We start from the raw sequence: 26,227 nt of genomic DNA, 5'->3' as shown, positions 1-26,227 counted from the left end.
GCTTTGCACCGCAGCATTAAAGTATAGATTACTACACATGCAGACGGCAGACCGACCTTGCGCAGAGCGTTCCTACCGCAGGAAATGATGCAGTCGCTGCATCGCTTCCTCGATGTTTTCCATCGACGTCGCGTAGGAGATGCGCAGGTAGTCGCGCGCGGTGTGGGGGCCGAAGTCCGTGCCCGGCACCAGCACCACGCCCGCGTCGTGCAGGATTGCCTGCGTAAGCCGGTCCGCGTCGCCCGCGAACGGGTGGTTGATGTGGCGGCAGTCGGCGTAGACATAGAACGCGCCGTCGGGTTTGACGGGCACACGCAGACCCAGCGCCTCCAGTGCCGGCACGATCGCGTCGCGGCGGCGGTGGAATTCCGCCTTGCGCGCGTCGTAGATCTCCAGCGCCGCGGGTGAGAAGCAGGCGAGGGCGGCGTGCTGTGCTACGGCGGACGCACAGATAAACAGGTTCTGCGCCACCTTCTCAAACGCCGATACCAGCGCGTCGGGCACCACGAGCCAGCCGAGACGCCAGCCGGTCATGTTGAAGTACTTCGAGAAGCTGTTCACCGTGACGACGTTGTCATCGAGGGACAGCGCCGAGACCGGGGGCGCGTCGTAGGACAGGCCCTGGTAGATCTCGTCGACGATCGCAAAGCCGTTACGTTCGCGCACCTCCGCGAGGATCTTGCGCAGTTCCTCGGGCAGGATCGATGTGCCGGTCGGATTGGACGGCGAGGCCAGCAGCACGCCGCGCGTATCGGGCCCCCAATTGGCGACCACCTGCTCGGCCGTCAGCTGAAAGCGTTCCGCCGGGCCACTCGGGATCATGCGGGCGAAACCGTCGAACGCCGCGACGAAATGGCGGTTGCACGGATAGCTGGGGTCCGGCATCAGCACCTCGGCGCCGATCTCGACCAGCACCGCGCACGCCAGCAGCAGGGCACCTGAAGCGCCGGCCGTGACGATCACGCGTCGCTCGGGGATATCGATGCCGTAAGCGGTCTTGTAGTACCCGGCAATGGCCTCGCGCAGCGCGTGGATGCCGAGCGCGCCGGTGTACTGCGTCACTCCGCGCCGCATCGCCGCTTCCGCGGCATGGATGACCGGGGCGGCCGCGGTGAAATCCGGCTCGCCGATGCCCATGTGGATCACATGGCGGCCGGCACGCTCGAGTTCGGCTGCCTGCTTGGCCAGTTCCATGACATGGAACGGCTCGATATGGGCCAGCCGTGCGGCCGTGGCGATATGCCTGGCGTCCATGCGGGTCAACTCAACGGCGGGCGGCCACTTCGGGCGCGCGTACCTGGGCGGCCAGCTTGTCCAGCACGCCGTTCACATACTTGTAGCCTTCCACGCCGCCGAACGTCTTGGTCAGCTCCACGGCCTCGTTGATCACGACCTTGTACGGAATGTCGAGGCAGTGCACGAGTTCGTAGCTGCCAACCAGCAGCGCCGCGCGCTCCACCGGCGACAGTTCGGCCACGGGACGATCCAGGAACGGCTCGAAGGCAGCCGTCAGATGTCCTTCTTCACGCACGGCACCATTGAGCAGCGCGTCGAAGTGTTCACGATCGGCCTTATTGAAGCCCTGAGCGTCATGCAGGTGAGCCTGAATCGCGCCGATGTCGTTGCGGTTCAGCAGCCACTGATAGAGGCCCTGCAGCGCCAGCTCGCGCGAGCGGCGGCGCGCGCTCTTCGGCGGTGCCTTGGGCTCGGGGCGAGCGGCCTGGCCCGGCTTGCCGGCCTGATCGCCGGTATCGCGCGTGTCACTCATCATCGTCCTCGTCGTCTTCGTCGCGATCCTGCTCGCGCAGCGAGTCCAGTGCCGCCACCAGATTGGCCATTTCCACGGCCGCGCGGGCGCAGTCGCGACCCTTCTCGCGCGTGCGCGCATGGGCCTGGGCGTCGGTATCGACGGTCAGGATGCCATTGGCGATCGGCAGGTTGAAGTCCAGGCCGACGCGGGTGATGCCCTCGCCGGACTCGTTCGACACCAGTTCGAAGTGGTACGTTTCGCCGCGAATGACGGCGCCCAGCGCGATCAGCGCGTCGAACTGGCCGCTTTCGGCCATTTTCTGCAGTGCCAGCGGAATCTCCAGCGCGCCCGGCACGGTCACGACCAGCGTGTCCTCGCCTTCCACGCCAAGCTTCTCGAGCTCGGCCACGCAGGCTTCGCGCAGTTCGTCGCAGACCGGTTCGTTGAAACGGCCCTGCACGATACCAATGCGCAGGCCTTCACCATCCATGTTGCTGGGGTAGAAGCCGTGATCCATTGTCATTTCTCCTGTTGTTCGGTTGGCGGTGCCGGGCGGCGCCTGGGCGGCCCGGTCCTGTCGTAAATCGATGTCTGTTGATCGATGCTGCTGACTCAGTCGCAGGACCTTAGTCGCAGGACGCCTGGCCGTCCATCGGCTGGCAGCCGGTAACCTCGAGATCGTAACCGGTCATGCTCGGCATCTTCTGTGGCGAGCCCAGCACGCGCATCTTGCCCACGCCGATATCGCGCAGGATCTGTGCGCCCACGCCGTAGATCAGCAGGTCCGGCTTGCGGCGCGGACGCTCCTGCGGCGCGTCGAGGGCCGAGAACTGTGCGAGCAGTTGATCCGCGGAATCGCCGCAGTTCAGCAGTACCACCACGCCGGCTTCCGAACGGCCCACCGCCTCGAGCGCGGCCGCGACACTCCACGAGTGCGTGGTGCGCGAGGTTTCGAGCACGTCCAGCACGGACAGCGGCTCGTGCACGCGGACGAGCGTTTCGCGCTCGCGGTGCGGCTCGCCCTTGACCAGCGCCAGATGCGCGCGGCCGCTGGCCTTGTCGCGATAGGCCACCGTGCGGAAGTTGCCGAAGGGCGTCTGCATGGCGCGTTCGCCCATGCGTTCGATCATGCTTTCAGTACGGCTGCGGTAGTGGATCAGGTCCGCGATCGTGCCGATCTTGAGGTTGTGCTCGTGCGCGAACTCGATCAGGTCCGGCAGCCGCGCCATGGTGCCGTCGTCTTTCATGATTTCGCAGATGACGGCAGCCGGGGTCAGGCCGGCCAGCGCGCCGAGGTCGCAACCGGCTTCCGTATGGCCGGCGCGGATCAACACGCCGCCGGGCTGGGCCGTGAGCGGGAAGATATGGCCGGGCTGAACCAGATCCGACGCACGGGCGTCGCGAGCGACTGCCGCCTGCACGGTGCGCGCGCGGTCGGCCGCCGAGATGCCGGTGGTCACGCCCTCGGCCGCCTCGATCGATACCGTGAAATTGGTACCGTGCACGGTGCCGTTGCGCGAGACCATCGGCTGGAGGTCCAGCTGGCGGCAACGCTCGGCCGTCAGCGTCAGGCAGATCAGGCCGCGACCGAACTTGGCCATGAAATTGATGGCTTCGGGCGTGACGAAATCCGCGGCCAGGACCAGATCCCCTTCGTTCTCGCGATCTTCTTCATCGACAAGAATGACCATGCGGCCGGCGCGGATGTCGGCAATGATGTCTTCGGTGCGGGCGATTGTCATGGCAGGGGCAACTCAGGAAACAGGGCGGAGGCCAGAGGGGAGGCCCGGCGCGCCTGATGCATCGATGTTTCGAGGAATCGTGCGCCAGCGCCTTCAGGGCCGGGAATCAAGGCCGGTATTGTACGCCAACCGGCTCGTCGACAGCGCGGCCGCCGCGGGCTTCCGGCGCTGGACAGGCACTGGCAATTGCGGTACCTCGCCATGTACCATCGGGTCTGCTGCATTGCGCCATGTGGGACACGCGTGGCTCGCCAGGCCCGCCCCAGGGCCGGCCGCAGCCATTCACTGGAAGACAGGAGACCCGAGTCCATGACCGCCATCGATCCCCAGCTAATCGCCGAACTGGCGCCCACCGGTGCCCTGCGGGCATCCATCAACGTCGGCAACCCGATCCTCGCGAGGCTCGACGCGGACGGCAAGCCATTTGGGGTGTCGATCGACCTCGCGCGCGAGTTCGCGCGCCGGCTCGGGATGGACGTGCAACTGGTGGTGTTCGATGCCGCAGGCAAGTCGGTGGATGCTGTGACGAACGAGCAGGCGGACTTCGGCTTCTTCGCGATCGACCCCGTGCGCGGGGCCGGCATCTCGTTCACGGCGCCGTATGTACTGATCGAAGGTGCCTATATGGTGCGTGACGATTCGCCGCTACGCGACAACGCCGAGGTCGATCAGCCCGGCCGGCGCGTGACCGTCGGCAAGGGCAGTGCCTATGACCTCTATCTGACGCGCGAGCTCAAGCACGCCGAGATTGTGCGCGCGCCGACGTCGCCGGCAGTGGTCGACACCTTTCTCGAACAGAACCTCGATGTCGCGGCAGGCGTGCGCCAGCAACTCGAAGCCGACGCGCAGCGCGTGGCGGGCGTGCGTCTGCTGCCCGGCCGTTTTATGGTGATTCAGCAGGCGATGGGCGTACCGAAGTCGCGTCCGTCAGCGGTGGTCGAGCTGCTGCGCCGCTTCGTCGAGGACATGAAGGCCAGCGGCTTCGTCGCGGCAGCGCTCAAGCGGCATGGTATCGAGGGTGCTTCGGTTGCCCCCTCGGCGGCGCCAGACCAGGGGTAAACTGGCGCTGGATTAGCGGGCGCCCTCGGTGGCGCCTGCCGAGCCTGCCGATAGCATGCGTTCTACATAGCGCGCGATCAGGTCGATCTCGAGGTTGACGCGGGCGCCCGGCTTCAACTCATTCAGCGTCGTGACTTCGACCGTGTGCGGGATCAGATTGATCGAGAACTCGCAACCGTCGGGTTGATCGCTGACGCGGTTCACGGTCAGCGACACGCCGTTGACCACGACCGAGCCCTTGTAGGCCAGATACTTGCCGAGTTCGCGCGGCGCGCGGATGCGCAGTTCGTGCGATTCGCCAACCGGCGCGAAGTGCGTGACCTCGCCGAGACCGTCGACGTGGCCAGAGACGAGATGGCCGCCGAGGCGTTCCGCCAACGTCAGTGCCTTCTCCAGATTGACGCGTCCCGGGCGATCGAGGCCCACGGTCTTGTCCAGCGACTCGCGTGAAACGTCAACGTCGAACTGACCGGCTTCTAGCGCGACGACGGTCATGCATGCGCCCTGAATCGCGATGCTGTCGCCGAGCGCGACGTCCGACAGGTTCAGCGCGCCCGCGGCGATGCGCAGTCGCACGCCCGCCTGGGAGGCGCTTTGAGCGTCGCCGAGAGGCGAGACGGATTCGATGCGGCCCACAGCCGCGACAATGCCAGTGAACATGGTGGATCTCTTCAGAAGCCGGTGGTCATGATTGGGGGCGCGCATGGCGCGCGATCAGGCGCAGGTCGTCGCCGATCTGGCGCACGTCGTGCCAGTGGAATGCGGGGGCATCGTCGAGGCGTGCGAGCGGCGGCAGGTTGAACATGCCCTGCGCATCGCCAAGCAACTTCGGTGCGAGGTAGATCAGCAATTCGTCGGCACAGCCATCGCGGATCAGTGAGCCGTTGAGCTTGTAGCCGGCCTCGACGTGCAATTCGTTGATGCCGCGCTGGCCCAGTGCCTCGAGCATCCGACGTAGCTCGACCTTGCCATGCGGGTTCGGCAGCACCACGACCTCGGCGCCGCGCGCCTCGAGGGCCTTGCGTCGCCGCGTGTCGTCGACCGCGCAGAAAATCAGCACGGGCTTAGCAAAATCGCCGGTGTCGCGCGCCAGCATGCGGGCGTCAAGCGAAACCTCGAGTCGCGAGTCGACCAGCACGCGTTGCGGCTGACGCGGCGTGGCAATCGCGCGTACGGTGAGCTCGGGATTGTCGTCGCGCACGGTGCCGATGCCGGTGAGGATGGCGCACGCACGGGCGCGCCAAGCATGGCCGTCGTCGCGTGCAGCCTGGCCCGTGATCCATTGGCTGGTGCCGTCATGCAGCGCCGTGCCACCGTCGATCGACGCGGCTACCTTCACGCGTACCCAGGGCGTGCCGCGCGTCATGCGCGATACGAAGCCGATGTTCAGATCGCGCGCTTCCTTTTCCAGCAGACCGCAACGTACGTCGACGCCGGCATCGCGCAGCCGCTGCAGGCCGCGGCCGGAGACGGATGGATTCGGGTCTTCCATCGCCGCCACCACGCGCGCGATACCCGCGCGCACGAGCGCGTCCGCGCAAGGCGGCGTGCGGCCGAAATGGCTGCACGGTTCGAGCGTGACGTAAGCCGTGGCGCCGCGCGGATCGATCCCGCGCGACAACGCGTCCTTCATGGCCTGGATTTCGGCGTGATCGTGTCCTGCCGGTTGCGTGAATCCCTGGCCGATCACCTCGCCATCGCGCACCAGCACGCAGCCGACACGGGGATTGGGGGTGGTCGTGAACATGCCTCGCGCGGCGAGCGCGAGCGCCTGTTCCATGGCGGCGTGATCGGAATCGGAAAACATACGGTCTGGCGTAGCAAGCCTTGCGTGGTGAAATGACGAGCGGCGCACGTGGCGCTGGGGCGAGATTTCGGTCGTTTCAGTTCGTTCAGGTTGAAACAGCGATGCCGATCAGTCGCAGTCGCGCTCGCGGTTGCGGTGATCGATGTTCGGTCGGCATATGCGAATCCGGCCCTGCGCACCGAGTCTGACCTGCCGCTGCGCCCCATGGCAACGGACGACGAACGTGGTGGCATGAAAGCCACCGTGCTCAGAACGTGAGTATCCCACAGCCGTCCATCGAATGCCGGACGCCGGCTCGCCGCGACCGCCGCCGCGGGTGTCGCGACGAGGCTCACGACGCGGGTCACGTGACTCGACGCGCAGGCAGCGATCCTGTAATGGCACCACCAGCAGCGGTGCCTCCGGACTCTCGATCGATACGATCTGCCAGCCGTGGTCAAACGACGCGTGCCCATTCAGCGGCAGCATGACGATATCGGCGAGTTGCGTGACGGCGGTGCTGCGGCCGAGCGCCAGCGAAGCGGCCAGCCGATCGGCCGCATGGGTCACGGTTTGCTCGGCAACGATGGCGCGCAACGTCGGATAGGCAATGGCAGCCAGGATGGCGACCACGGCGAGCGTCACGAGGCATTCAACAAGCGACAAACCGGTTCGGCGGCGCGCGATCATGTCAGCAACCTCGCGGCAGGGGGACGGGCGCGGTCGCCGCGGCGGGCATCGACAGCCACGCGCCATGACTGCGCAGCACAAGCGTGCCGCAGCGGGCGTCCGGCGCCACGGGCGTCGCGCGCAGTTCCACGCATTGACTGAGCGGCAGATCCCCGCACGTCGTCGCGGCAATCCAGTGATGCGGTGTGGCTGGTGTCGCCGGCACCGGAAGCGGCCAATCACCCGCGGGTGCTGCTTCATCACGCGAGGTCGCGAAGGTGGCGTGTGACCACGCGTGGCGTTCGAGTGCGAGCATCGACGCGGCAAGCTCGGCGCGCGCCTCCACGCGCATCGCGCGTGCGCGATGCTGTTGCCAGGTGGGAAGCGCGAGCGCGGCCAGTATCACTGTGATGGCGAGCACCATGAGCACTTCGGCGAGCCCAAAGCCGTGGCGGTGTCCGATAGCGAGGGTCATGGCGAACTCCGGGTCAGCTCACGCCAACCGAGACGGCCGCGCCTGCGGATGTGGTGAACCTGCTGCTGCAGGTGCGCGTTGTCGGCGTCGACGGTCCATAGCGCGACCGACTCGATATCGCTGCGTTGAACGCCGGGCGTGGTGTCGCCGTCGGTGCGGATCGGCGTAATCGTCACGACAGGCTCTGCCGCACCGGTCGGCAGGCCCGTGACCACCGGCGAGATACCACGCATCGCGTCGAGCAGATAGCTGCGCCGTCCGCCGTCGGCGGATAGGGTGGTGAAGGCGAGATGCGCATTGCCGGCGGGGAGCCATCGCTCGAAACGCTCGCCCGCATGAGGCAGCACAAAGGTCCAGCCTTGATCGGATGCGCCGTCGGCGCGCAGCATGACGCCATCGGAAGGTTCGCCGTGCGGTCGCCGCGCGCGGATGATCGCGCGTGGGTCGCTGCCACGTGCGGAAGTGGTCGCGGGTACCACCGCCACCTCGCTGCCACTCCCGACGGCGATCAGCGGTACGACGACGCCAGGAAGAATCAGCGGGGCCTCGACGCGCCGGCTGGCCGCGCCGCGCAGTTTCAACACGCAGACGGGGGGCTGTGTCGCCGATTCGTTCTCTGGGATTGGAAAGCGCCAGAGTTGTCCGAGGTTGTCGAGCGCATGGATCGAGCGGGCCATGCCGCGCGCGTCGGCGAGTACTGAGGCCGCCAGCAGGCGCCCGGCTCGCTGGGTGGCGTCGCATCCGTGCGGCGGCAATGGAATCTGCCGGATGGCGCGCGGACGTGTGACATCGAGCGGAATCAGCGCGAGTCCACTGTGGTCTGCGTGCGCAACGATCGCCACCGCATACCAGCGCCTGACGCCATACTCGACGAGCGCCGCCGCGCGCAATGGACCGCTGCCGGTCAATGGCAGCGCGTCGGTGGCGGCCAGTTCCCAGATCAGAGCAATGGGCCGCTGCGCGTCAGCGGTGGTGATATCGAGCGCGAAGATCGCCGCGCCGGCATTGTCGCCGCCGTTCGCGCTGTGACTGACGCTCTCGTGATGGCGATCGGTATCGATCGCTTCGCCGGACGCTGCAGGACCATCTTCTGTGTTGTCGCCCGCCACATCGACGTCGTCCACAGCGGGCACGCCGCACAACAGCAACGTTCGCCACTCGCCCCGCAGATCGGCATCGATCGTGTCGGGACGCGGACAGGGGACGCGCAATGGTGGCAATTTGCCCGCTATCGTCAGTACCGCCGCCTGAGGCAGCAACGCGCGTGGCAGGAATGCGGCGATCTCGTGACCAGACACCGCGTCGAATCCATGCACGGAGCCCGTGCGCGTGCCGAGCCATACCGTGTGGGGGCGCCGCGCGTGCGCGATGCGAAAGCGATCGTGACCCGGCATCAGCGGTTGCCAGATGGGCGGCGGTACCACGTGTACACGTGCATCGCCGGCATGGCCGAGCCGCGTATCGCGCGGGCGCATGCCCGCCATACCAAGCTGGCCGCGCAGCCATGCCACGGCTCGCTTGCCATCATGCGGTTTACTACCGTCTTGCAGATCGTTACCACCGCTGAGCCCATCACGCTGATCGCGATCGAGCGCGTGCCAGTGCAGCCCAGTCGCACGCACGCCGCCACCGATGTATAGCCGCCGCGAGGCGGGTTCGCGCTGATCGAGCAAATGACCTGCCTCCCACTGCGACAAAACCGAAGCGAGACCGCCTTCGAGCGTGGCGGTCTGAAACGTCACGGCATGCAGCCGTCCGGTCCACGGATATTGCGCAGGCTCGACGCGATAGTGCATCGGCAAATGCCCCGCAGGCGATGCATGGCATGCGGAACCGATGGTCAGAAGCAGGAGGGCGGCAACAAGCGCCCGGGTCATGGTGCCCCACCGCGCGCGCGACGACGATTGTGCGATCACGGCTGGAACTCCGATTGCAGTAGGACGCGCACGCCTGCGTGGCGTCCGAAGCCGAGCGCGGTCGCGCGAAAGCGCGGCAGTTGCCCGGGCAGACCGTCGCTGATGGGCTCCAGCAAATAGCGCGGCGGCATCGTGGCGCCTGTCACACCAACCGGCAACACAGGCAACGATGCGCCCGTAAAGGTACCGAAGGTTGCCGCCTCGGCGACGTCCTGCCCATCGAGCCAGCGCCACCAGGATGGCGGCGCATCATGCGTCGGAATGCACAGACCCTGCCCGACACCTTCGCTGCAGTGACCCGCCGCAGGCCAGTGCAACAGGCGTCCACCGCCTTGCGCCAGCGCGGCGAGGACATCGGCCTCCGCGTCGATCAGCGCCACCTCGGCCGCCCGCATCGCAATCTCGCGATCGACCTGACGGCTCGCAAGGATCTGCCCCACGCTCAGCAGATGCATGGCCGCGAAGCACGACGAGGCGGTGAGCATCAGCAATAGCGATACGAAGGCGAGTGTGCTGATGCCCACCGTGTGGCGTCGCGGTGCATGTGGCTTCAGCACGATGCCTCCCGACACGAGGAGGGATTGCGCAGGCGTACGGTCGTGGTGAAGACATGACGGCGTCTGTCGAGATCGTGCGTGGGGACGAAATGGTCGTCAGGCGTGGCATGATCAGCCTCGCTGAACAGCACCAACGATCGCGTGCCCGCGCGCCGCTCGCGGCGTTCGCCCCGCATGACGAGGGCAATGCGCACGGCGCGGACGGCGTGCCACCCCGACGTTCCATGCGCATGGAGATCGTCTGCGCGCAGGAACTCATCGATCATGCCGTCGTCATCGCGGTCGACGCCGTAACGAAACTGCATGGTCTCCACGCCGCGTATCAGCGCGCCCCGTGTAAAGCGTGCGCCCGCCATGCGGCCATCGCGCCGCGCCGGATAGCGGCACATCAACTGGGGGACGCCGTCCGCCGCCCGGCCGATATAGAACACATTGCGCGCGTAACGTTCGCCGCCGTGAGCGCTGTATGCATCGCCGGATAGAGAGCCCTCGGCGCGCGCCGGCAACGCGAAGCCACCGCAATCACTCATCGTGCCGTCGGGGAGGGTGGGGTCGTCGGGATGGCTGCTGCCGGACATGCGCACACGCAACGCATCGCTGCGCTGAAACCCCGCGCGGGCGCAATCGGTATCGGTGAACATCGCGCCACAGTCGTCGTGCCCGACGATTGGTGCGAAGGCTTCTGATAGCGCGGCCGCCGTCGCGCTATCCCCTGCGGGCAGCGTAGTCGATGCAACCACCGGCGAGACGTGGCCCGCGTGCCGGATGGCATGGGCAAGCACCGCCAATGCACGATGACCGCGTTCTTCCATCATGATGTGATCGACGATATCGCGGTACGCGACGCTCGCGATGCGAAACGTCACGAACGCCACCAGGCTGGCGATCAGTCCAAGCGACAGGCCGATCAGCATGCTCGCCAACGAGAACGCGCGGATGTGACGATGGCGGCGACGGCGACAAAGACGCATGAGAGGGGACCGCATGGCATGGCCTTACGGTGAGACCCACAACGCCACGCGCGGCAGCATGGCCGTTGGCGACGTCGACCCGCCAACTGCGAGACGCGTGCCGGGCACGCACGACGCGTCGGCGCGCAGGGCGCCGCAATGCTCTATGCGCACGCCGATCGCGGACGATGCGCGACCCGCGCTCTCAATCCCGGCTTCCGCAGCTTCTGCGACGACTCGCGTGATACCGGACATCGCCCGCTGCTGCCCAGCCGCGCTGATCCCGCGCGTGGCGAGCAAAGCCAACGGCAGCGCTGCCATGGCGACGATTGCAAGACAGAGCAGCGCTTCAGCGAGGATATAGCCACGCACCGTAGCGTGGATTCGATCTGGGGTGGAGAAGAGTGCGGAAAGGCTGAAGCGGGGAGGGCAGGAGAGGCGGGTATCCGGCATGGCGTCCTCGGACAACAATCAAGGCGCCAAGCATAGAGGCGGATACCCCGTCGAAACGTGTCGACATGTGCCGGAAATGTGGCAGTTTGTTAGCGACTGCCGGCGCTCGATGCACGAACGATTAACCGCGGATCGATTTACCAGCAGTCCTGCATGCTGCCGCTGCCGGTCTTGCCCTTTACGTTGGTGCTGGTAAGCGTCAGATTGCCGCACAGGTCATCAGTCTGCTTCGGAGACGCGGTCAGCGTGAATCCGGTCTTGGGATCGCCGTTGAGCGCTGCAATCTGGATCAGGTAGGTGCTGGCATCGCAGTTATCCCCGGACCCCGTCGTGTTGTTTCCGCAGGCCGCAAAGCTCAGGGCGGTAGGGTCGGTGGTGTACGAGTTGTTCACGGTGAAATACCGCTCCTGCGCCCCCATCACCCGCAGCATCGCGCTCTTCGCTTCCGTACGCCGCGCGCGCTGCACGAACTGCTGATAGCTGGGAATCGCGATCGTGGCCAGCACGCCGATGATCATGACCGTGATCATCAGCTCCACGAGCGTGAAGCCCCGGGCGCCGCGGGGGCGCCTGATTGGCAGGGCTGTTCTCATCATGTCGTTTCTCCTTGTGTCCCTGGGCCTGCCATCAATGCAGGATCTGACGCCAGGACAGGCGGCCCCGGTTGGACGAGTTGCTTTCCTTCACTACCGTCAGGCTACCGTTGGTTCCCGGGCTGATCTTGATCTCGGGGCCCTCGGGCTTGACGGGATCGAACACGCTCGGATTGGTGCTGATGCCATTGTTCTGCTTGGTGCCGCCTACCGCGCCCGGCTGGCCGTTGTCCTTGACGAAGTCATTGTTGTCGAACTTGCCATCGCCATTGACGTCGAACGGCGTCACCGTCAGCTGGCCGCCGGTCAGCGAATCGAATTCCATCAGCCAGCTCGACCCCCCGTTCTCGCACACATCGCTTGATGGAATTGCCGTGGTGAAAATCAGGCGTCCCTGGCGGAGCTGCGGATTGTAGATAACGCGCTCGCCCTGAGCGACGGCCGGCGAGCCTGGCTGAACCAGGTCCATATACCAGCCCTGCAAACCGGTCGGCGAGTACTGGAATGCGGTCTTCGAAATCAGGCGGTACCAGTTGCCATTGATCAGCACTTCGTTCGTGATCGTCTGCTGCTGAAGATTGGCGCGCGTCACGGTAGCCTGCGTGCTCTTGTCCTGATCCCATACGCCGTACACGGTCTGCACCGACATGTCGGTCGGGTCGGCCGTATCGACGAAGCGGCCGGTCCCGATCAGGACCTGATATCCGCCCTGCGGATGGCGCCGCACGGTAGGCGCGGTGGTAATCGGCTGCACCTTGCCGCCGGCATCGGTGGCCTTCAGGAGCTTGCGTCGGGTACCTTGCCATGCGGATGGCGAGGCATTGTCGAACGAGAAGCGCCACAGGTTGCCGAGCAGGTCCCCGGCAAACAGCGCATCGACCACGCCGTCGCCATCGCCGTCGATCGGGGCTACCTGAACCACGGCATTGGAGATCGTGGTGCCGGCATCGTCAAGCGTCAGCTTGAAGTAGTCCACGCCTTCCACCCACGTTTTCTTGCCGGCGGGACGGTCCAGCATAAGGATAAAGATCGAGCCCCGGCCGGCGGTGTTGTTGTAGCCATTGCCGATGATCGCGGCCCATCTGCCATCCCTGAAACGCACGATCTTGGGCTGGCCGTAGGTGTAACCGAGGTCCGGATCCGACGCGCTGGTGAATTCCCACAGCACGGTGCTTGCCGCGGTCCCTTCCGAGATCGCCTCGGGGTCGGTCACATCGAGCGCGTAGACACCGCGACCGCCGCCACCCAGACCACCGACCAGCAGCGTGCGCCAGTTCCCATTGACCACGGCATCGGCGATGGTAGGCGTGCCGTCCACGTAGTAGGCGTGGGTGTATCCCTTCGCGGTGAGATTGGCCAGGCGGCTGTACATCAGCGAGGGCACGTAGGCGAACAGCTCCCTGCCACCGTCGCCATTGGCGGACGGATCCGCGGAGAACGCGTGCAGCATGCCGTCATTGGCGCCCGCGTAGACCATCGGCTTGCGAGTCCGGTGGGCCGCGACGAACTGTACATAGGAAGGATCCGAGTACCCCGACGTCGGACCGCCCACGAACTGTGGCGCCGAGTTGATGATGTCGCCGAGCACGCTCGAGGGGCGGGTACGGAATTGCCTGGCGCCATCGCCTTCATTGCTCTGGTCGCCGCGCAGCCAGTCCAGTCGATTGCTGCCCAGGGTATCGGTGAGGTTCAGTGTGGTCTTGTATGCGTCCGGCAGACGGTCCCAGCGGAATGGGATGCCCGCGCTGGTGTTATCGGCGTAGTTGTACGTCAGGATCTTGCGCGCAGTTGCGGAAACTCCGAAGAACTTGGCGCCGGCATCCCACAGCTCGGGCGTCCTCACGCTGCCGTCCAGGTTGAGGCCATAGGCCAGCAACTGACCGGACCAGTCGGAACCGTTGAAGCGGGCCTGATAGATCGTGGTGTTGGTGGTCAGCGACGACGAGTTGGAAGCTGCTGCCGCTGCCGACGATGCCTTCAGGATCGACAGGAAGGCGCGCTCGAGCGCCGCGCTGAGTGCCCCCGGGTTCGTCGCATAGAAGTAATTGTCGGGGAGGCCATCGGAGCCCGGCGTGCCATCCTGCAGGCGCACATCCCATTCCGATGCCTGATCCGGCGTGCCGGAACCATTGATGTCCTTGAAGCCGCCCCACTTCGCCGCGTAGAGCAGCGGATCCTGGAACTGCGCCGCGGCCGTGCCGCTGGCGGAATAGGTCACGGTTGTCTCGGGATCGCCGATCACGCAGTTGTTGCAACCGCCGGAACTATTGACCTTGCCGCCAGGGGTGACCGTGACCGGCACCGGATCCGTGTAGTTGAATCCCAGGATGCCCGAATGGAAGTGCGGACCATCCTTGTTCGTGCCAGAAATCGCGTAGCCAAAGCCCTGGCCATTCGATGTGGATGCCGACACGACGCGGGTCGACACCGAGATGTTGTTCCCGGTGACCGTGTAGCTCAGAATCCCCCATACGTCCTGGTCATAGTCACCACCTGCGGTGGAGTCTTCCCAGTTCACATAGAACTTGCCCGACGTGGCGTCCTGCGAAATGACCTTGAAGTCCACGAGCGTGCCGCTGCTGGCAACCACGCCGTTGGGGTGCAGTTGATAAGCCGGCATGATCGTCACGGTCTTGCCGTTCACGTTCACGTTGATCTTCGGCGTGGTGGTTGCCAGCTGCACCGCGTAGGTGGAGACCTTCAGCGAGTTCGAGTCATTGGTGGGGACACCGAGCTTGCTGCCATCGCGAATGCGATTCGAGTGCGCGAACAGCGCGGCACCGGCAATCTGGAATGTCCCGAGCTGCGACGGGCCTTCCGGGCAGATGCCTAGCACGTCGCTGAACTTGCCCACTTCCTTGGCCGAGCACAGATTGTCGATCACGCCGCTCCTGACGCCACCTGCAAACCACGACGTCTTGCCGTCCACGCCTTCGCCCGCGCCGACCTTGTCGGTCCAGGTGCTGACATCGGGAGTACCGGTCAACGCGCTGAGGACATTGACCTGGTCATTGTCATAAGACGATACGCTCGCATTGAACACCAGTGCGTTCATGGGAGAGCAGTAGGGCGCCTTGTTCGGATTGCTGGCCGGCAGGTCCATTGGGTTCGCCCACGCCGCCGTGGTCAGGCCGAGCGCATTGTCCTTGCCGTCGGTCTTGGGCTGGAAGCTGTCCGTCTGTGCGAGGCCGCCGAAGTAGCGCAGCGTCTCGACGTAAATCTCGGAGATCGGATTGCCCCACGTCGAGCAATTGCCTTCGTTGGCCGGCTGGTTCTGGTTGGTGGATCCACCGCTCGGCACGATCGAAGTCTGCTGATAGTTGCACGAGTCCGCGCTGGTGTAGCCGCCATCGCCGTAGCTATAGCCGTAAGGACGCAGCTTGTCGGTGTTCCAGACGATGCCCTTGACGCCATTGGTACCGGTGAACGCGAAGGTACCATCAGCCTGGTTGATCTCGCTGGCGAAGTTGGTCACGTTGCGGCGTAAGACACCGCCCGAGATATTCTTGTCGTACGACCCCGTCATCAACCCGAACAGCATCTGCCCGGTCTCGCCGTACTTCTGCAGCAGGCCGTAAGGCTTGTAGCTGGTGCCGTACTGCTTACAGTTCTCGGTGCCGATCAGATTCGGCACGCAAACCTGCACGCGCGCATTGAAGGTACCGGTGTCCTGGCCAGTGCCAAGACCGCGTGCAGTCTTCGACGGATTCTCCGCCGATGAGTTCATGCCGGACACCGCCGCGCGGTTGCCGTTGGACGAACCCGACACGCCCGTGCCGCCGATGCCGGGTAGAAAGGAACCCTGCGTATTGGAAGCCTCGGAAGTCCAGTTGCACTGCCACTTCTCGCTAGCGCCCCATGTCGCGTAGTTGCCGCGCACCACGCGGATCTGCGGCGCCTGCGTGTTCTTCTGCGAGTTGGTGTTGTTACTGTCCTTGGGCGTGACGTTGCATAACGTCAGGCCACCGCGGGTCAGGTTGAGGACGCTCCAGCTGCTGTACTTGTCGTTGGCGTTAGTCGGATTGACGACGCTTTCGGCGTAGATGGCAAGCGAGATCTTGCCGTTACCGACGCTCTGGATCCAGCCGGTCATCGATGCGCCGGCGTTACCACTGGTCGGCTTGAGCCGGATCTGGTCGCCTACCTGCATGTCCGTGGTGCTGCTGACCGAGACGTCACGCACCGCTGCCGACAATGTCATCTCGGTAGTCGAGGTCACCGCCGTCACGCTGCCCGGCAGCTCCACATTGAACGGGGTGAGTTGCGCGATGTCGGTGCCCGAGTAGTACTTGGCCCAGGCATGCGCGTCCATCGGCAGGAAAGCGCGCTCGAGCACGGTCTGCGTAGCGGTATCAGTTGAACGTGTGCCGCCGTAGAGAATCTTGCGCACCTCGTCGATACGGCTCATCGACGCCCAGTTCAGGAAGTTGCCGCTCCAGGTACTGCCATCACAGTACTTGGTCGTGGTGATCGACTTCGGCACGAACCCCTTGATGCCGCTCGCATCGTAGTCGTAACACTTGTACGAGTCGAAGTAGCCCGCGTACTCGATGCTGTTCTTGTACGTCGAGTCGATGCCGCCGCCGTCCAGATCGGTGTAATCGTTGTACGCCTTCTGGTGCAGCGAGTGGTCCTTGGTCAGATCGATCATGACCATCGGTGGCACGGCGCCGCCCGCGTACAGTGGCCGCGTGGACAGGTTCAGTTGCGCCGCCGAGGCAGAGGCGATCGCTAACAGGCAGGAGGTAGCCAGAAGCACGCGCTGGACGCGGCTCATGACGCGAAACGAGGATAGCTGGGTCATAGTGCGCCCGACAGTTGGGAGGTTGCGCAAAAACGGCTCAGTGAAACGAGTGCGAATGAAAGGCGAAAACAGGTCTTCAGAAGCGAACCACTTCCTGCACCATCACGCGGGTGGTAGCGCTGGCCCCATACCCCACGGCAGTGATGCGATATACGACGGATGGGGCCGCGCCCGGCGTCAGTGGGTTCCCGGTATTCAGATCGGGAACGCGCTCGATGATGTAGCGCGGCTGCCGCGACACGCCATTGCCCTTGGCCGTGTCCGTGGTAGGCATCTTCTGTTCGGGCTTCAGGGCCGTGATCTCGCCCAGTTCGACCGAACGCAGCGGATCTTCGAGGTACTGCTCCCATCTTGGCTGCTGGCCGATGGAGGCCGGCGTGCAGTAGCCCTTGTACGTAGGCAGGTCGCAGGTATCGGATGCGCCGACGCTGCCTTCCTTCTGCAGGTCTCGTGTGGTGCCGATATCCTGGCGCGCGTCACGCAGCGCCGACTCGGCAGCCTGCAGCGCGATGTTCTGGTCCCGCGCATTGCGCGACATCAGTTCGGCGGAACGGCTGGACATGCTGGCGGACACGCCGACTAGCGTCAGGATGACCAGGAACAGCAGCACCAGGATCAACGAGATCCCGCGCTGGCGCTGCCGGGTCGGGCGCATGGAGCGGGTGGGGCGTAAGGTTCGAGGGCTCATGTCTAGTTCAGACGATTGCGAATGGCGACGTAGAACGCGTAGTGCTTGCGCAGGCGGCCATCGGCCGGAAGATTGAAGATGCTGCCGGCATCGCCGGCGGGCGCCACGTCGCCGGCCGCGTATCCGGTGCCGAAATGATTGATCGCGGCGGTGCTGGGCGCCGGATTCGTCGTGCTCTTCCCGCGCAATACGAAGGAGATGCGCAGCGCCCGCACCTTGTTCACGTCGGCCACGCCGGGGCGCACGAAGCGGTCGATGGTCTTGTCGCCATCGGTGTCTTCGCCCATCAGGACCTGAAGCGACTCCACGTTCGGGAACATCGGCGTATTGACGCCGTTGACCGAGCATTGGAGCCAGGGCGTACCGTCCGGCGCCTGCACCACAGAGAACACCTCGGCGGTCAGGAAGTTGGCATTGACTTCTTTGCCGGTGCAGTCGATGACGGTGCCGTCCGGAGCGGCCGCGGTCGGCGTGCCCGGCGCGGCCCACGGGTCGGCCCCGGGCAGCGCCGCGCCGAAGTAGCGCAGCGTGAGCGAGTCCGAGACATTGACGCCGTCGTCATTGCTGGCCGAGAGGCTATCCGCGCCGCCAAAGGTGTTGTTGGCAAAGACGAAATCCGAATAGCCAGCCTGGCGTGCTTCGCGCTGGATCAACTGCGAGATGGCGCGCGCGTTTTCGTGGATCTCGGCCAGGTCGCCCTGCGTGGCGTTGGTGCGTTGCTGGGCGATGAACATGGAACTCGCGGCAAGCAGCAGCAACAGGCTGATGACCAGCCCGACCATGATCTCGACGAGCGTGAAGCCGCTGTTGCGGCGCGAGAGGGGGCGGGAGATATGTCTCATGGCGCGGCAGCAACGACGGGGAAGGGGACGAACGACGTGACAAAACGCAAGGCGATCGTGGGCGCATTGGGCTGGTTGTCAGCGGTGCGCTGCGTGTGCTCCTTCCACCAGATCTTGATGACGTAAGGTGCGCCCGGCGCGTTGTCACATTGATTGTCCGCGGCGCCGGTGCCGTCATCGGGCGTGCCGTCGATGCACAGGTATCCTTCGCTGTCGGGACCCAGCGCGCTCTGCAGATCGTTGCGCCACGTGGCGTAGCTGGTGGTGGCCATTTGCAGGGGGGTGCAGCCCGCGCCGTAGCACGCGGCAACCTGCGCGGGCGCGGCGGTCGGCAACTCCTTGAACGCGCCGGCATCGAAGGCCGCGACATTGGCACGCACCTCATCCGCGAGGTTATAAGCCATCTCCGCCGCAATATTCCGTCCCGCCGAGGTGCGCGTATCGACCAGCGTCTGCACCTGCAGCATCGCTAGCGCCAGCACGCCGAACGACAGCACGACGATCGTGACAAGTGCCTCGATCAGCGAGAAACCGGCCGCGTTGCGTGCCACGCGGATACGCGGGACCCTGCCGGAGCGGTGGGCATGCAAAGGGAGTCGTGACATGGCGTCAGGAGCAGGGAGTCTGCTGTTGGATATACGGTTTGCCGCTGCCGGTCATCGAGAGCGTCTGGCCCGAGAGTGCGGACCCGCTTTCGCAGATCTGCCAGGTGGCTGTCGGCGAGTTCGAGGTGCCGAACGAGCGGAAGCGGACGTAGGTCGGCGCGGCGAGGTCGGTCGCGGTGATGACGATCTTCGCGGGCGGCGTGTCGCCGCGGCGGATCAGATCGTCGCCGTTACCGTAGGCACCATCGTTGTTGGCATCGAAGAAGATCACGCGCGGCAGCGACCAGTCCTCGGAGCACGCGGCGCCGTCCTGGCTCGGGCAGATCGTAATGGCGGCGTTGCGGCGCGCGGCTTCGCTGCGCGCGGTCTCCATGTCGCTGACAAAACTCGACATTTCCGCACGGATCTTGCTGTTATGGGTAAAACTGCTGAAGTTCGGCAGCGCGGCCATCGCGAGCACGCCGAGGATGGTCACGGCGACCAGCATCTCGATCAGCGTAAAGCCGCGTGTCGCACGAACAGCGCGACCATAGGCGACGCCGCGCTCTAAGGAGCGCGACAAACCGTGACGCGACACGGTCGCACCGGCGGCAATGCCCTCGCTTGCCGCTTGTCCCGATGCAGGGGCCGCCGTGGGCTGCGCAGACGCCAGCAAGCCCACTGCCCACAGGCAGACAGACTGACCCATCATGACTCCCGTCCGAAAAATGGAGCTTCTTTTTTGCTTTTGTTGTGCTGCGCGCGGTTATGTTTGCCCTCATTCGAACCGACGTTCAGACGTCGATTCCCGGGGTCGCTTTGATATGCTGATGCGCGCTCGCGGAAATACACCCTTCCCTAACCCGAGGGAAGGTCTGGGCAGATTAGACGGCTTTTCTAATCAAATAGCTACCCCTTTCGTGGGGTAAGGCAGGAAACTCACCCGCTTGCGCTGAGTTTCGTCGCGAAATTCAGACAGTCCTGTCACAAGCCAGTGGCTCGTGTTGCGTCGGCGAAAATGCCGCGGCTAGCAAGCCGAAGACTTTCCTGCGGGATTGCAGACGCGAACCCGCCCCCGCGTGCCGATTTCCACCACGCGCGTCGCGCTTTCGATGCGAAAGTCGATGCGCTCGGAGTCGGTCGGCCGACCGGCCGTTTGCATATGCCCCAGTGGCGTGAACGTGAGGGGTAACGTGCCACGTGTCGTGGTGGTGAGATCGGACGCTACGCGATCTTCGTGGAGAATCAGCGTGTCGGCCGCGTCGAGCACGCCATCGGGTTGGCCCTTCTCGATGAACACGCGCCATCCTTCAGGCCACCCTTTCCCGAGCGGGGCGACGGTCACGTAGCTGCGTCTGGCCGTGGCCGTAGTACGCGCCAGGGTCAGCGCCGACGCCAGCCGCTCGGCGGCAGCGGCGACGCGATGCTCACGCACGAATGCACCGGCGCTGGGTAGCACCGCGGCAAGCGCGATCGCGGCGATGGCCAGTGTCGTCACCAGCTCCAATAACGTGAAGCCCTTGCATTGGGGGGCTCGCTGGTGGTGGTTCACCAGCACTCCTTTCTGGTCTCGTACCGGTCTTGTTTCCAGATCAGTCGCTCCCCCGTACTACGAAGCACGAGCGCCCCGCATACTTCGTCCGCGCGAACGGGCGTGGCGCGGATCTCCACGCAATGACCGTTCGCCGCGCCGCAGAGTTTTGCCGACAGTGCGTGGCGTTCGCTCTCGGACTTCTTGCGATATCCATCCCAGAGCTTGTTCGTTTTGGGCTGGTAGTAGGAGCTGGTGTCCGAGTAATGCTGTTCGAACTGCTGCATCGCCGAGAGCAGCGCCGCGGAAGCATCCGCGCGATCCGCACGGCGCGTCTGCTGGATGTATTGGGGATAGGCAAACGCGCTCAGCAATCCGACGATTACGATCACCGTGACAAGCTCGATCAAGGTAAAGCCCGCAGAGGGCAATAAGGATCGGTTCATGGTGTTGACGGGCTCCAGCTGCCGTGTTGCCCGAAATTGCGGATCTCGCGCCAGTTCAGACGCCCTGCAATCGAAGATGCGGTGGTGGGTGTCGACGATGTGGTCTTGCCCGTCGTACCCATCGTCAATACCTGTTGCGTCTCGGTTTGACGGATCTGGCCGGTATTGCTCCGCTGTTCCAACGTCGTTCCTATGGCCAGGCTCAGGGGGGGGCCGAGAATTCCGTCTGTCGAGAGCTTGCCCGAGACGCGGTCGGCAGGCATTCCGGTCAATATGTTGGCCGAGTAGCTGCGGCTGTTACCAGGCGAATTGCAGGTCTGGGTGCTGGTCGTCAACGAATTGAAATGAACGAATCCGTTAGCGAGGGTCGCCGCTGTAGTCTGTCTTTCCGCAGGGTCGAAGAAATCGAGCAGCCAGCCTGGCTTCGCTGGCCTGTCCCATCCAATGGGGCCACTGTCGCTATGCCATGCGACCGCCGCCCCATCTTGCGCCGACGTCGTTTTCAACTCGTGCAGAAGGCTCCGGTCAGGCACGAACTGCTTGCCGTCGTCATAAATGCCATAGAACGCGTTGGGCGTAGGCTGATCCGGTTGCGTGTCCTTCAACTCGTAGTACTTGCCCGTGCCGAACAGCACCATGTAGCCACCGAGGGCGTGAGCGACGCTCGGGGCCATCGTAATGGGTTGAATGTCACCTGCCGCCGACGTTGCGCGAAACAGTGGCTCCGGCCTCATGGTTGTAGCGGAAACGGGAAATACGCCGTTCGTATCTCCGTGCCAACTGGACGAGGGGACTTCAAGATTGAACTTCCATAGATGCCCCAGCAGGTTGCCCGCATATACGGTATGTACGAGGCCGGCGGCGTTGGCGATGACGACCGGCGCGCTCAGCCCGTTGGGAACGTTTAGCACCCCTGGCTCAACACTGCGAGGCGTGACGATCTTGAAATAATTCTTGTTGAGTTTCCACGGTTCACTGAGCGGCTTGTCGATCCGCAACAAGAACAATGCGCTGGTGGGGCGGGAACTGGCATCACCATCCGCCAGATTGGAGTTCAGACCGTTACCCGTCACAACGAACGATGCCTCGACCGGCTTGCCGAGCGCATCGTATCCCGTGCGCAAGCGGGCGATGGAGGGCGTACCCATGACGTTGCCCATGTCGGGGTCGTCCCTGTCCGTAAATTCCCACAGCACGTCACCGGGGCCAAAGGCGCGGCCGCGCCGGCTGCCTTCGGGGTCGGTAATATCCAGCGCGTACAGCCCCTGCGCGCCGCCGCCCAATCCGCCGGCCAACACTGTGTGCCATGTATCGCCGATCTGCGCATCCCCTGTGACGGGTGTGGCGTCAACGAAATTGCGATGGGAATAGCTCGGGGAGGTGAGCTGGTTCAGATCGCGGAAGACGCTGCGGGGCACGTAGGCGAAAACCTCATACCCCGTCCGCGCATCGAAGCCATGAAGCATGCCGTCGTTCGTGCCGAGATACACCATTGGCGCACGCGACGCATACTTCGACCTGAACGTTTCGTAGGCTTCGCTCCTGCCGGCACCCGCCGGGCTCCCCACATGCACCGGTCCGGAGTTGACGGCATCGCCGAGCAATGTGCGGCGTGGCCGCAGCGGGCGTACTACCGCCTGCGTGGCTTGCTCCTGGCTCCGATCGCCACGCAGGTAATTGAGGCGCTGCTCGCCACGTCCATCGGGCTTGCCCGTCTCGGGGTCGGCATCGAGCGCGCTCTTCTGCGCGCTATCGAGTGAGTCCCACGTAAATGGGATGGCGCGGCCCGTGCCGCCAAGCGAGAAAATCGATCGGGATTCGAACTTTCGCGCACCAAGACGTTCGCCGGCTTCCCACTGCGGCGAAGACAACGCTATCGGTGCATTCTTTCCTTTGGGCGCGGCGAGCGGGGAGGCCGTGAGCGTACCGTTCCATTGCACGTCGTATCCCGGCACGAACGCCATGGCCGCGGTGCTGCCAGGCTGGATGCGGGAAGTGTTGACGGCCATGCCGCCCATTCCCGCCGAGCCGCTTGCGATCTGCTCAAAGATCTGCTTTATGCCGTCGATCATCTTGCGGGGCTGGCTTGCGAGGAACCAGTTATACGGAACATTCGAACCTGGTGGCGCGGCTTCCCACTCCTTGTTGCTAGGTACCGCCGTGCCGCCAGATTCGAGCGCCAGGAATGGATTGCCGTCGCCATTGCCACCGTCGGCAAGTTCGTTTCGGAAGCCTCCATATTTAGCCGCGAGATAGATTTGTGATTGCCGCTCCGTATCGCGGACGGTACCGTCGCCGCCTTGATTTACATCGATGGCGTAGGTAGTGACCCGAGCTTCCTTCCGGTTAGGGTTGAACTCAGACGTATGGGCCCAGTATGCGGTGCCAGCAAGGTAGTAGGAGCGATAGGGCACGACCTGATAGCCCCTGCCAAGGTTCAGGAACGCGCTGCGCAGAGGATGGCGGTTGCCAGCCTCCGGCGTATTCGTCTCCAGCGCACCGACCTTGTTAGTCCATTTCATTACGTCAAAACCGGAGAATGTATCAACGGGTCGCACAGCGTCCCAAGTTTCACTAGGGGGCTTGCTGTTGCCCGGGACGTAATGGTCGAGGTTGGCGTCGATGTCGCCGATGAGGATGACATAGTTGCGCTGACAACTGCCCAACAGCGGATCTTCTTCCCATTTGTTGTAAGCGGGAAACTTATCCGTAAATCTTTCCCAGCCCGCACCGAATGCTTCTGGCGTCGGCCCATCCGGGTGGTACTGCAAATAACGGATGCTCTCGTAGAACAACTCGCTGATCGGATCGGTTCCCTTGTAGTTGCCGGACGGGTTGTCGAGGCGGTCGGTCGCTGGCGGGCCATCCATGGCGGGAAGGCTCGTGCGGCCAAATTTGTTCAGATAATTGATCACGCCGCTCTGGCCATAAGTGCGGTCGCCCAACGGATTGACGCGCAGCACGCCGTTCTCATCCCACTCAGGCGTTGAGTTAGCGATGGGTCGAAATTTGGAGTCCGTCGCCGTGGGGCCAACGTACTTCATCGGTGCACGGAGGACGCCGCCATAGCGGTTGCTATAGTTGTCGTTGAGATAGCTGAATGCGGCAAAGCGCGTTTTGCTTGCATACCGTTGCATCTGTCCGATCGGCTTGTAGTCGCGGCCGTTGTAGCTGTGACAGAGTTCGGTGCGCGATAGCGCCTCATCGCGGTCGCAGACCATTACCTGGGCCCGGAACGCGCGTCGTTCTGTGGCGGTATCGTTATAGCTGCCCAGTCGATCGCACGTCGCGCTTTGATCGTAGATCGGCGAGAAGAAAACGTGATTGCCGCATGAAGCTATGTGTAGTTCGCCATGTTTGAACGGCGTAACGCCCGATGGTCTGCTACTCTTTCCGCTGCCATCGAGTACCTTCGCCGGAAATACTTGCCGAAACCGGAAGGCGTAAGACGGTACCAAGGCCCGCTGCAGCACGGTCTGATCGCGTTTATCGATAACGCGGTCACCACCTGTCATTGCCATACGTAACTCATCGATGGCCGACGCGGCGGCCCAGTTCATAAAGTTGCCACTGAACTTTCCTTCGCACTCGTATGTGCTGTCCGTGTTGCCGCTGCCGACGAAATACCCAAGCTTTTCATCGTAGGTATAGCATCGACGCGGATTGAAGTAGCCCACATACTCCTCTGTCTTCGCGTAGCTGCCACGATACGCCGCGCCGGCTGTAGGCCACTCCACGGACAGGGTGAGTAGAACGTTGGGATACGCCCTCTCGAGCGATAGTGATAGCGGCGATGTTGCGATGTCGATGGTGGGCTGCGAGGGTGCCGCCAGCGCGGAAGCCATCAGACTGGCCGGCAGAATGGCCCACAGGCGCCGCGTTCCTTGTGCGATCAGGTCGAAGATCATTTAGCGATTGGATTTGCGATAAACGGACTGCACCATGGCGCGTGTGTCCCCATTCGGCCCGAAGCCGATTGCCGTGATGCGATAAAGGTACCGTTGCTCATCAGCGCTCATGCCACTGGACCGGTCGATCAACAGTTCGATGAGATAACGTGGCGGCCGCGACGGCATGGCACCTGCACCTGTCTGAAAGGATCTTCCGGTGAATGTGCCGAAAGCCACGGTACGGGGATTGGTCGTGACATCCCAGTCAACCTCGTTCCAGACGCTGATCTGATCGCTACTGGGGAGGCAGAGCCCGAGGTAAGCCGTGTTGTCGCCAGTACCGGTATTGCAACCTATGGCGAACCCTTGTGCTGATTGCGGGGAGAAGAGATGGGAGCGAGTGTTCGCGCCCGGGGATTCCTCGATATCAAGTTCCGCGTCGCTTAGCGCGGCTTCCGCCGCCTGAAAGGCGATGTCCAGGTCCCGCATGTTGCGGGCATTGCGTTTGCCATCCAGCACGACGCGAGCGCCGGTGATGGCAAGCAGCATCACCACGATGAGCATGGTCAGTGTCGTGATCAGGGCTATGCCTCTACTGGCGTTGTTTCGCTTACCCTGCAAACACCACCGGCGAGCGGTTGTCGTCGACGCCGTCAGCGGCACGATTTGCCCCCTGCGGCGCTACAACTCAGTCGGTTCCGCAACTGTACGGTGCCCGTGAACAGGCGCCGTGCGACTTCGGGCTGTGTGGTCGTATCTACACGATAGGCAGGGTCGTCGTGAGAGTCGCCGAACATCCACAGCGTGCTGGCGGGAGTCGCACCGCGCCGCGGGTGCTCGCCGCGGACCAGCAGCGAAACGGTGACCGTCGCCACCATGCGCCAGTCCTCGGCGGTCATGTCTCGCGCCGAAACGACCTTGTCCGGCATATTGTCGTTGGCCGTGGACACGCCGTAGAGCAACTCCATACGCTCGACGCCGCGTATCAGTTCGATATCTCCGGAACTCGCATCGATGCCGTTGCGGCAGACGAGCGCCGGAGTACCATTGGTGCCGCTGCGAACAAAGAGAAGGGAAGCGCCACGCGGGAGTTCGCCGTGCGGGGCGGGCACCCCGTCGCCAGCACAGTCGATGACGGTATTGTCGGCCGTTGTCGTGCCGGGCGGGCTCGAGCCAAAAAATCGGATAAGCACCGCATCGCTTTCGGTGCGCGCGCCCGAGCATTTCAATACGCCACTGACGTTCGTTGGGTCGCCGCATGCGTCGAGACCGTGCAGCATGGACGTGGGGATGTTCTCCAGACCTCCCGGTGGCGCATAGCCGGCCTGGCGCAGTTGGCTGGCCACGGCATTGAAGGCGAGCCAGCCACGCTCGTCGAGCGCAGTGCTGTTGGCGATGGCACTTTGGTTGCTGCGGCTCATCGTATAGAGCGCGAAACCTGCGGCAAGAATGATCATCCCCATCACGAGCGAAGTCATGAGTTCCACAAGTG

Annotated in this window: 24 protein-coding genes; 1 reads left to right on the top strand and 23 read right to left on the bottom strand. The window is 64.1% G+C overall.

Annotation, left to right across the window (positions count from 1 at the left end):
- Positions 1-72: 72 nt before the first annotated feature.
- The 4 genes from LDO41_RS08640 to ribBA form a co-directional block, all read right to left on the bottom strand.
- The gene (locus tag LDO41_RS08640) at positions 73-1,254 is read right to left on the bottom strand and encodes a pyridoxal phosphate-dependent aminotransferase (protein WP_223984892.1); all 1,182 of its coding nucleotides are present in this window, start codon (positions 1,252-1,254) and stop codon (positions 73-75) included.
- A 10-nt stretch (positions 1,255-1,264) separates the two neighbouring features.
- Positions 1,265-1,768 (bottom strand): transcription antitermination factor NusB, encoded by a 504-nt coding sequence (nusB, locus tag LDO41_RS08635; protein WP_223986902.1) that lies wholly within the window; start codon positions 1,766-1,768, stop codon positions 1,265-1,267.
- Positions 1,761-2,267, bottom strand: coding sequence for a 6,7-dimethyl-8-ribityllumazine synthase (gene ribH, locus LDO41_RS08630; RefSeq protein WP_223984890.1), 507 nt, complete (start codon positions 2,265-2,267; stop codon positions 1,761-1,763). The genes nusB and ribH overlap by 8 nt, the downstream gene beginning before the upstream one ends.
- A gap of 109 nt (positions 2,268-2,376) precedes the next feature.
- The gene (gene ribBA, locus LDO41_RS08625; protein ID WP_223984880.1) at positions 2,377-3,492 is read right to left on the bottom strand and encodes a bifunctional 3,4-dihydroxy-2-butanone-4-phosphate synthase/GTP cyclohydrolase II; all 1,116 of its coding nucleotides are present in this window, start codon (positions 3,490-3,492) and stop codon (positions 2,377-2,379) included.
- A gap of 309 nt (positions 3,493-3,801) precedes the next feature.
- Between ribBA and LDO41_RS08620 the strand changes: the two genes are divergently transcribed.
- On the top strand, positions 3,802-4,551 hold the full coding sequence (locus tag LDO41_RS08620; protein WP_223984878.1) for an ABC transporter substrate-binding protein: 750 nt from the start codon (positions 3,802-3,804) through the stop codon (positions 4,549-4,551).
- Between the two features lie 12 nt (positions 4,552-4,563).
- Here LDO41_RS08620 and LDO41_RS08615 read toward each other — a convergent pair whose 3' ends face one another.
- From LDO41_RS08615 to LDO41_RS08520, 19 genes are all read right to left on the bottom strand, one after another.
- Complete coding sequence (locus LDO41_RS08615; protein WP_223984876.1) at positions 4,564-5,211, bottom strand: riboflavin synthase; 648 nt, start codon at positions 5,209-5,211, stop codon at positions 4,564-4,566.
- Positions 5,212-5,236: 25 nt separating this feature from the next.
- Positions 5,237-6,358 (bottom strand): bifunctional diaminohydroxyphosphoribosylaminopyrimidine deaminase/5-amino-6-(5-phosphoribosylamino)uracil reductase RibD, encoded by a 1,122-nt coding sequence (gene ribD, locus LDO41_RS08610; protein ID WP_223984874.1) that lies wholly within the window; start codon positions 6,356-6,358, stop codon positions 5,237-5,239.
- Positions 6,359-6,466: 108 nt separating this feature from the next.
- Positions 6,467-7,027, bottom strand: a complete 561-nt coding sequence (locus LDO41_RS08605) for a pilus assembly FimT family protein (RefSeq protein WP_223984871.1) — start codon at positions 7,025-7,027, stop codon at positions 6,467-6,469.
- Between the two features lies 1 nt (position 7,028).
- Complete coding sequence (locus tag LDO41_RS08600; RefSeq protein ID WP_223984864.1) at positions 7,029-7,481, bottom strand: type IV pilin protein; 453 nt, start codon at positions 7,479-7,481, stop codon at positions 7,029-7,031.
- The gene (locus LDO41_RS08595; RefSeq protein ID WP_223984861.1) at positions 7,478-9,397 is read right to left on the bottom strand and encodes a pilus assembly protein; all 1,920 of its coding nucleotides are present in this window, start codon (positions 9,395-9,397) and stop codon (positions 7,478-7,480) included. The genes LDO41_RS08600 and LDO41_RS08595 overlap by 4 nt, the downstream gene beginning before the upstream one ends.
- Positions 9,394-9,954: a pilus assembly PilX family protein gene (locus LDO41_RS08590; RefSeq protein WP_223984859.1), complete on the bottom strand. Its 561-nt coding sequence runs from the start codon at positions 9,952-9,954 to the stop codon at positions 9,394-9,396. The genes LDO41_RS08595 and LDO41_RS08590 overlap by 4 nt, the downstream gene beginning before the upstream one ends.
- Positions 9,948-10,925: a PilW family protein gene (locus tag LDO41_RS08585; protein ID WP_223984856.1), complete on the bottom strand. Its 978-nt coding sequence runs from the start codon at positions 10,923-10,925 to the stop codon at positions 9,948-9,950. The genes LDO41_RS08590 and LDO41_RS08585 overlap by 7 nt, the downstream gene beginning before the upstream one ends.
- A gap of 24 nt (positions 10,926-10,949) precedes the next feature.
- Positions 10,950-11,357: a hypothetical protein gene (locus tag LDO41_RS08580; RefSeq protein ID WP_223984853.1), complete on the bottom strand. Its 408-nt coding sequence runs from the start codon at positions 11,355-11,357 to the stop codon at positions 10,950-10,952.
- A 137-nt stretch (positions 11,358-11,494) separates the two neighbouring features.
- Entirely contained in the window at positions 11,495-11,953 is a 459-nt protein-coding gene (locus LDO41_RS34195; RefSeq protein WP_290370873.1) for a type IV pilin protein, read from the bottom strand.
- Positions 11,954-11,984: 31 nt separating this feature from the next.
- Entirely contained in the window at positions 11,985-16,754 is a 4,770-nt protein-coding gene (locus LDO41_RS08565) for a pilus assembly protein (protein ID WP_223984845.1), read from the bottom strand.
- A 76-nt stretch (positions 16,755-16,830) separates the two neighbouring features.
- Positions 16,831-17,442 carry a pilus assembly PilX family protein gene (locus tag LDO41_RS08560; RefSeq protein ID WP_223984843.1) on the bottom strand — a complete coding sequence of 204 codons (612 nt, stop codon included), beginning with the start codon at positions 17,440-17,442 and terminating at the stop codon, positions 16,831-16,833.
- A gap of 2 nt (positions 17,443-17,444) precedes the next feature.
- Positions 17,445-18,284: a PilW family protein gene (locus LDO41_RS08555; protein ID WP_223984841.1), complete on the bottom strand. Its 840-nt coding sequence runs from the start codon at positions 18,282-18,284 to the stop codon at positions 17,445-17,447.
- Positions 18,281-18,835, bottom strand: a complete 555-nt coding sequence (gene pilV / locus LDO41_RS08550) for a type IV pilus modification protein PilV (protein ID WP_223984839.1) — start codon at positions 18,833-18,835, stop codon at positions 18,281-18,283. Before pilV ends, LDO41_RS08555 begins: the two co-directional genes overlap by 4 nt.
- A gap of 58 nt (positions 18,836-18,893) precedes the next feature.
- On the bottom strand, positions 18,894-19,580 hold the full coding sequence (locus LDO41_RS08545; RefSeq protein ID WP_223984837.1) for a GspH/FimT family pseudopilin: 687 nt from the start codon (positions 19,578-19,580) through the stop codon (positions 18,894-18,896).
- 315 nt (positions 19,581-19,895) lie between these two features.
- Positions 19,896-20,420 (bottom strand): GspH/FimT family protein, encoded by a 525-nt coding sequence (locus LDO41_RS08540; protein ID WP_223984834.1) that lies wholly within the window; start codon positions 20,418-20,420, stop codon positions 19,896-19,898.
- A complete protein-coding gene (locus LDO41_RS08535; protein ID WP_223984831.1) occupies positions 20,417-20,845 on the bottom strand; it encodes a type IV pilin protein in 429 nt (142 codons plus the stop codon). Before LDO41_RS08535 ends, LDO41_RS08540 begins: the two co-directional genes overlap by 4 nt.
- Complete coding sequence (locus tag LDO41_RS08530; RefSeq protein WP_223984828.1) at positions 20,842-24,753, bottom strand: pilus assembly protein; 3,912 nt, start codon at positions 24,751-24,753, stop codon at positions 20,842-20,844. The genes LDO41_RS08535 and LDO41_RS08530 overlap by 4 nt, the downstream gene beginning before the upstream one ends.
- Positions 24,754-25,398 carry a pilus assembly PilX family protein gene (locus LDO41_RS08525; protein ID WP_377744200.1) on the bottom strand — a complete coding sequence of 215 codons (645 nt, stop codon included), beginning with the start codon at positions 25,396-25,398 and terminating at the stop codon, positions 24,754-24,756.
- Complete coding sequence (locus tag LDO41_RS08520; RefSeq protein WP_223984819.1) at positions 25,389-26,213, bottom strand: PilW family protein; 825 nt, start codon at positions 26,211-26,213, stop codon at positions 25,389-25,391. The genes LDO41_RS08525 and LDO41_RS08520 overlap by 10 nt, the downstream gene beginning before the upstream one ends.
- Between the last annotated feature and the right edge of the window lie 14 nt (positions 26,214-26,227).

Origin of the sequence: Cupriavidus pampae (genome assembly GCF_914271485.1) — a bacterium.
GTDB lineage: Bacteria > Pseudomonadota > Gammaproteobacteria > Burkholderiales > Burkholderiaceae > Cupriavidus > Cupriavidus pampae.
Note: the sequence above shows the minus strand (reverse complement) of the source record. Positions and strands in the feature narration are given on the sequence as shown.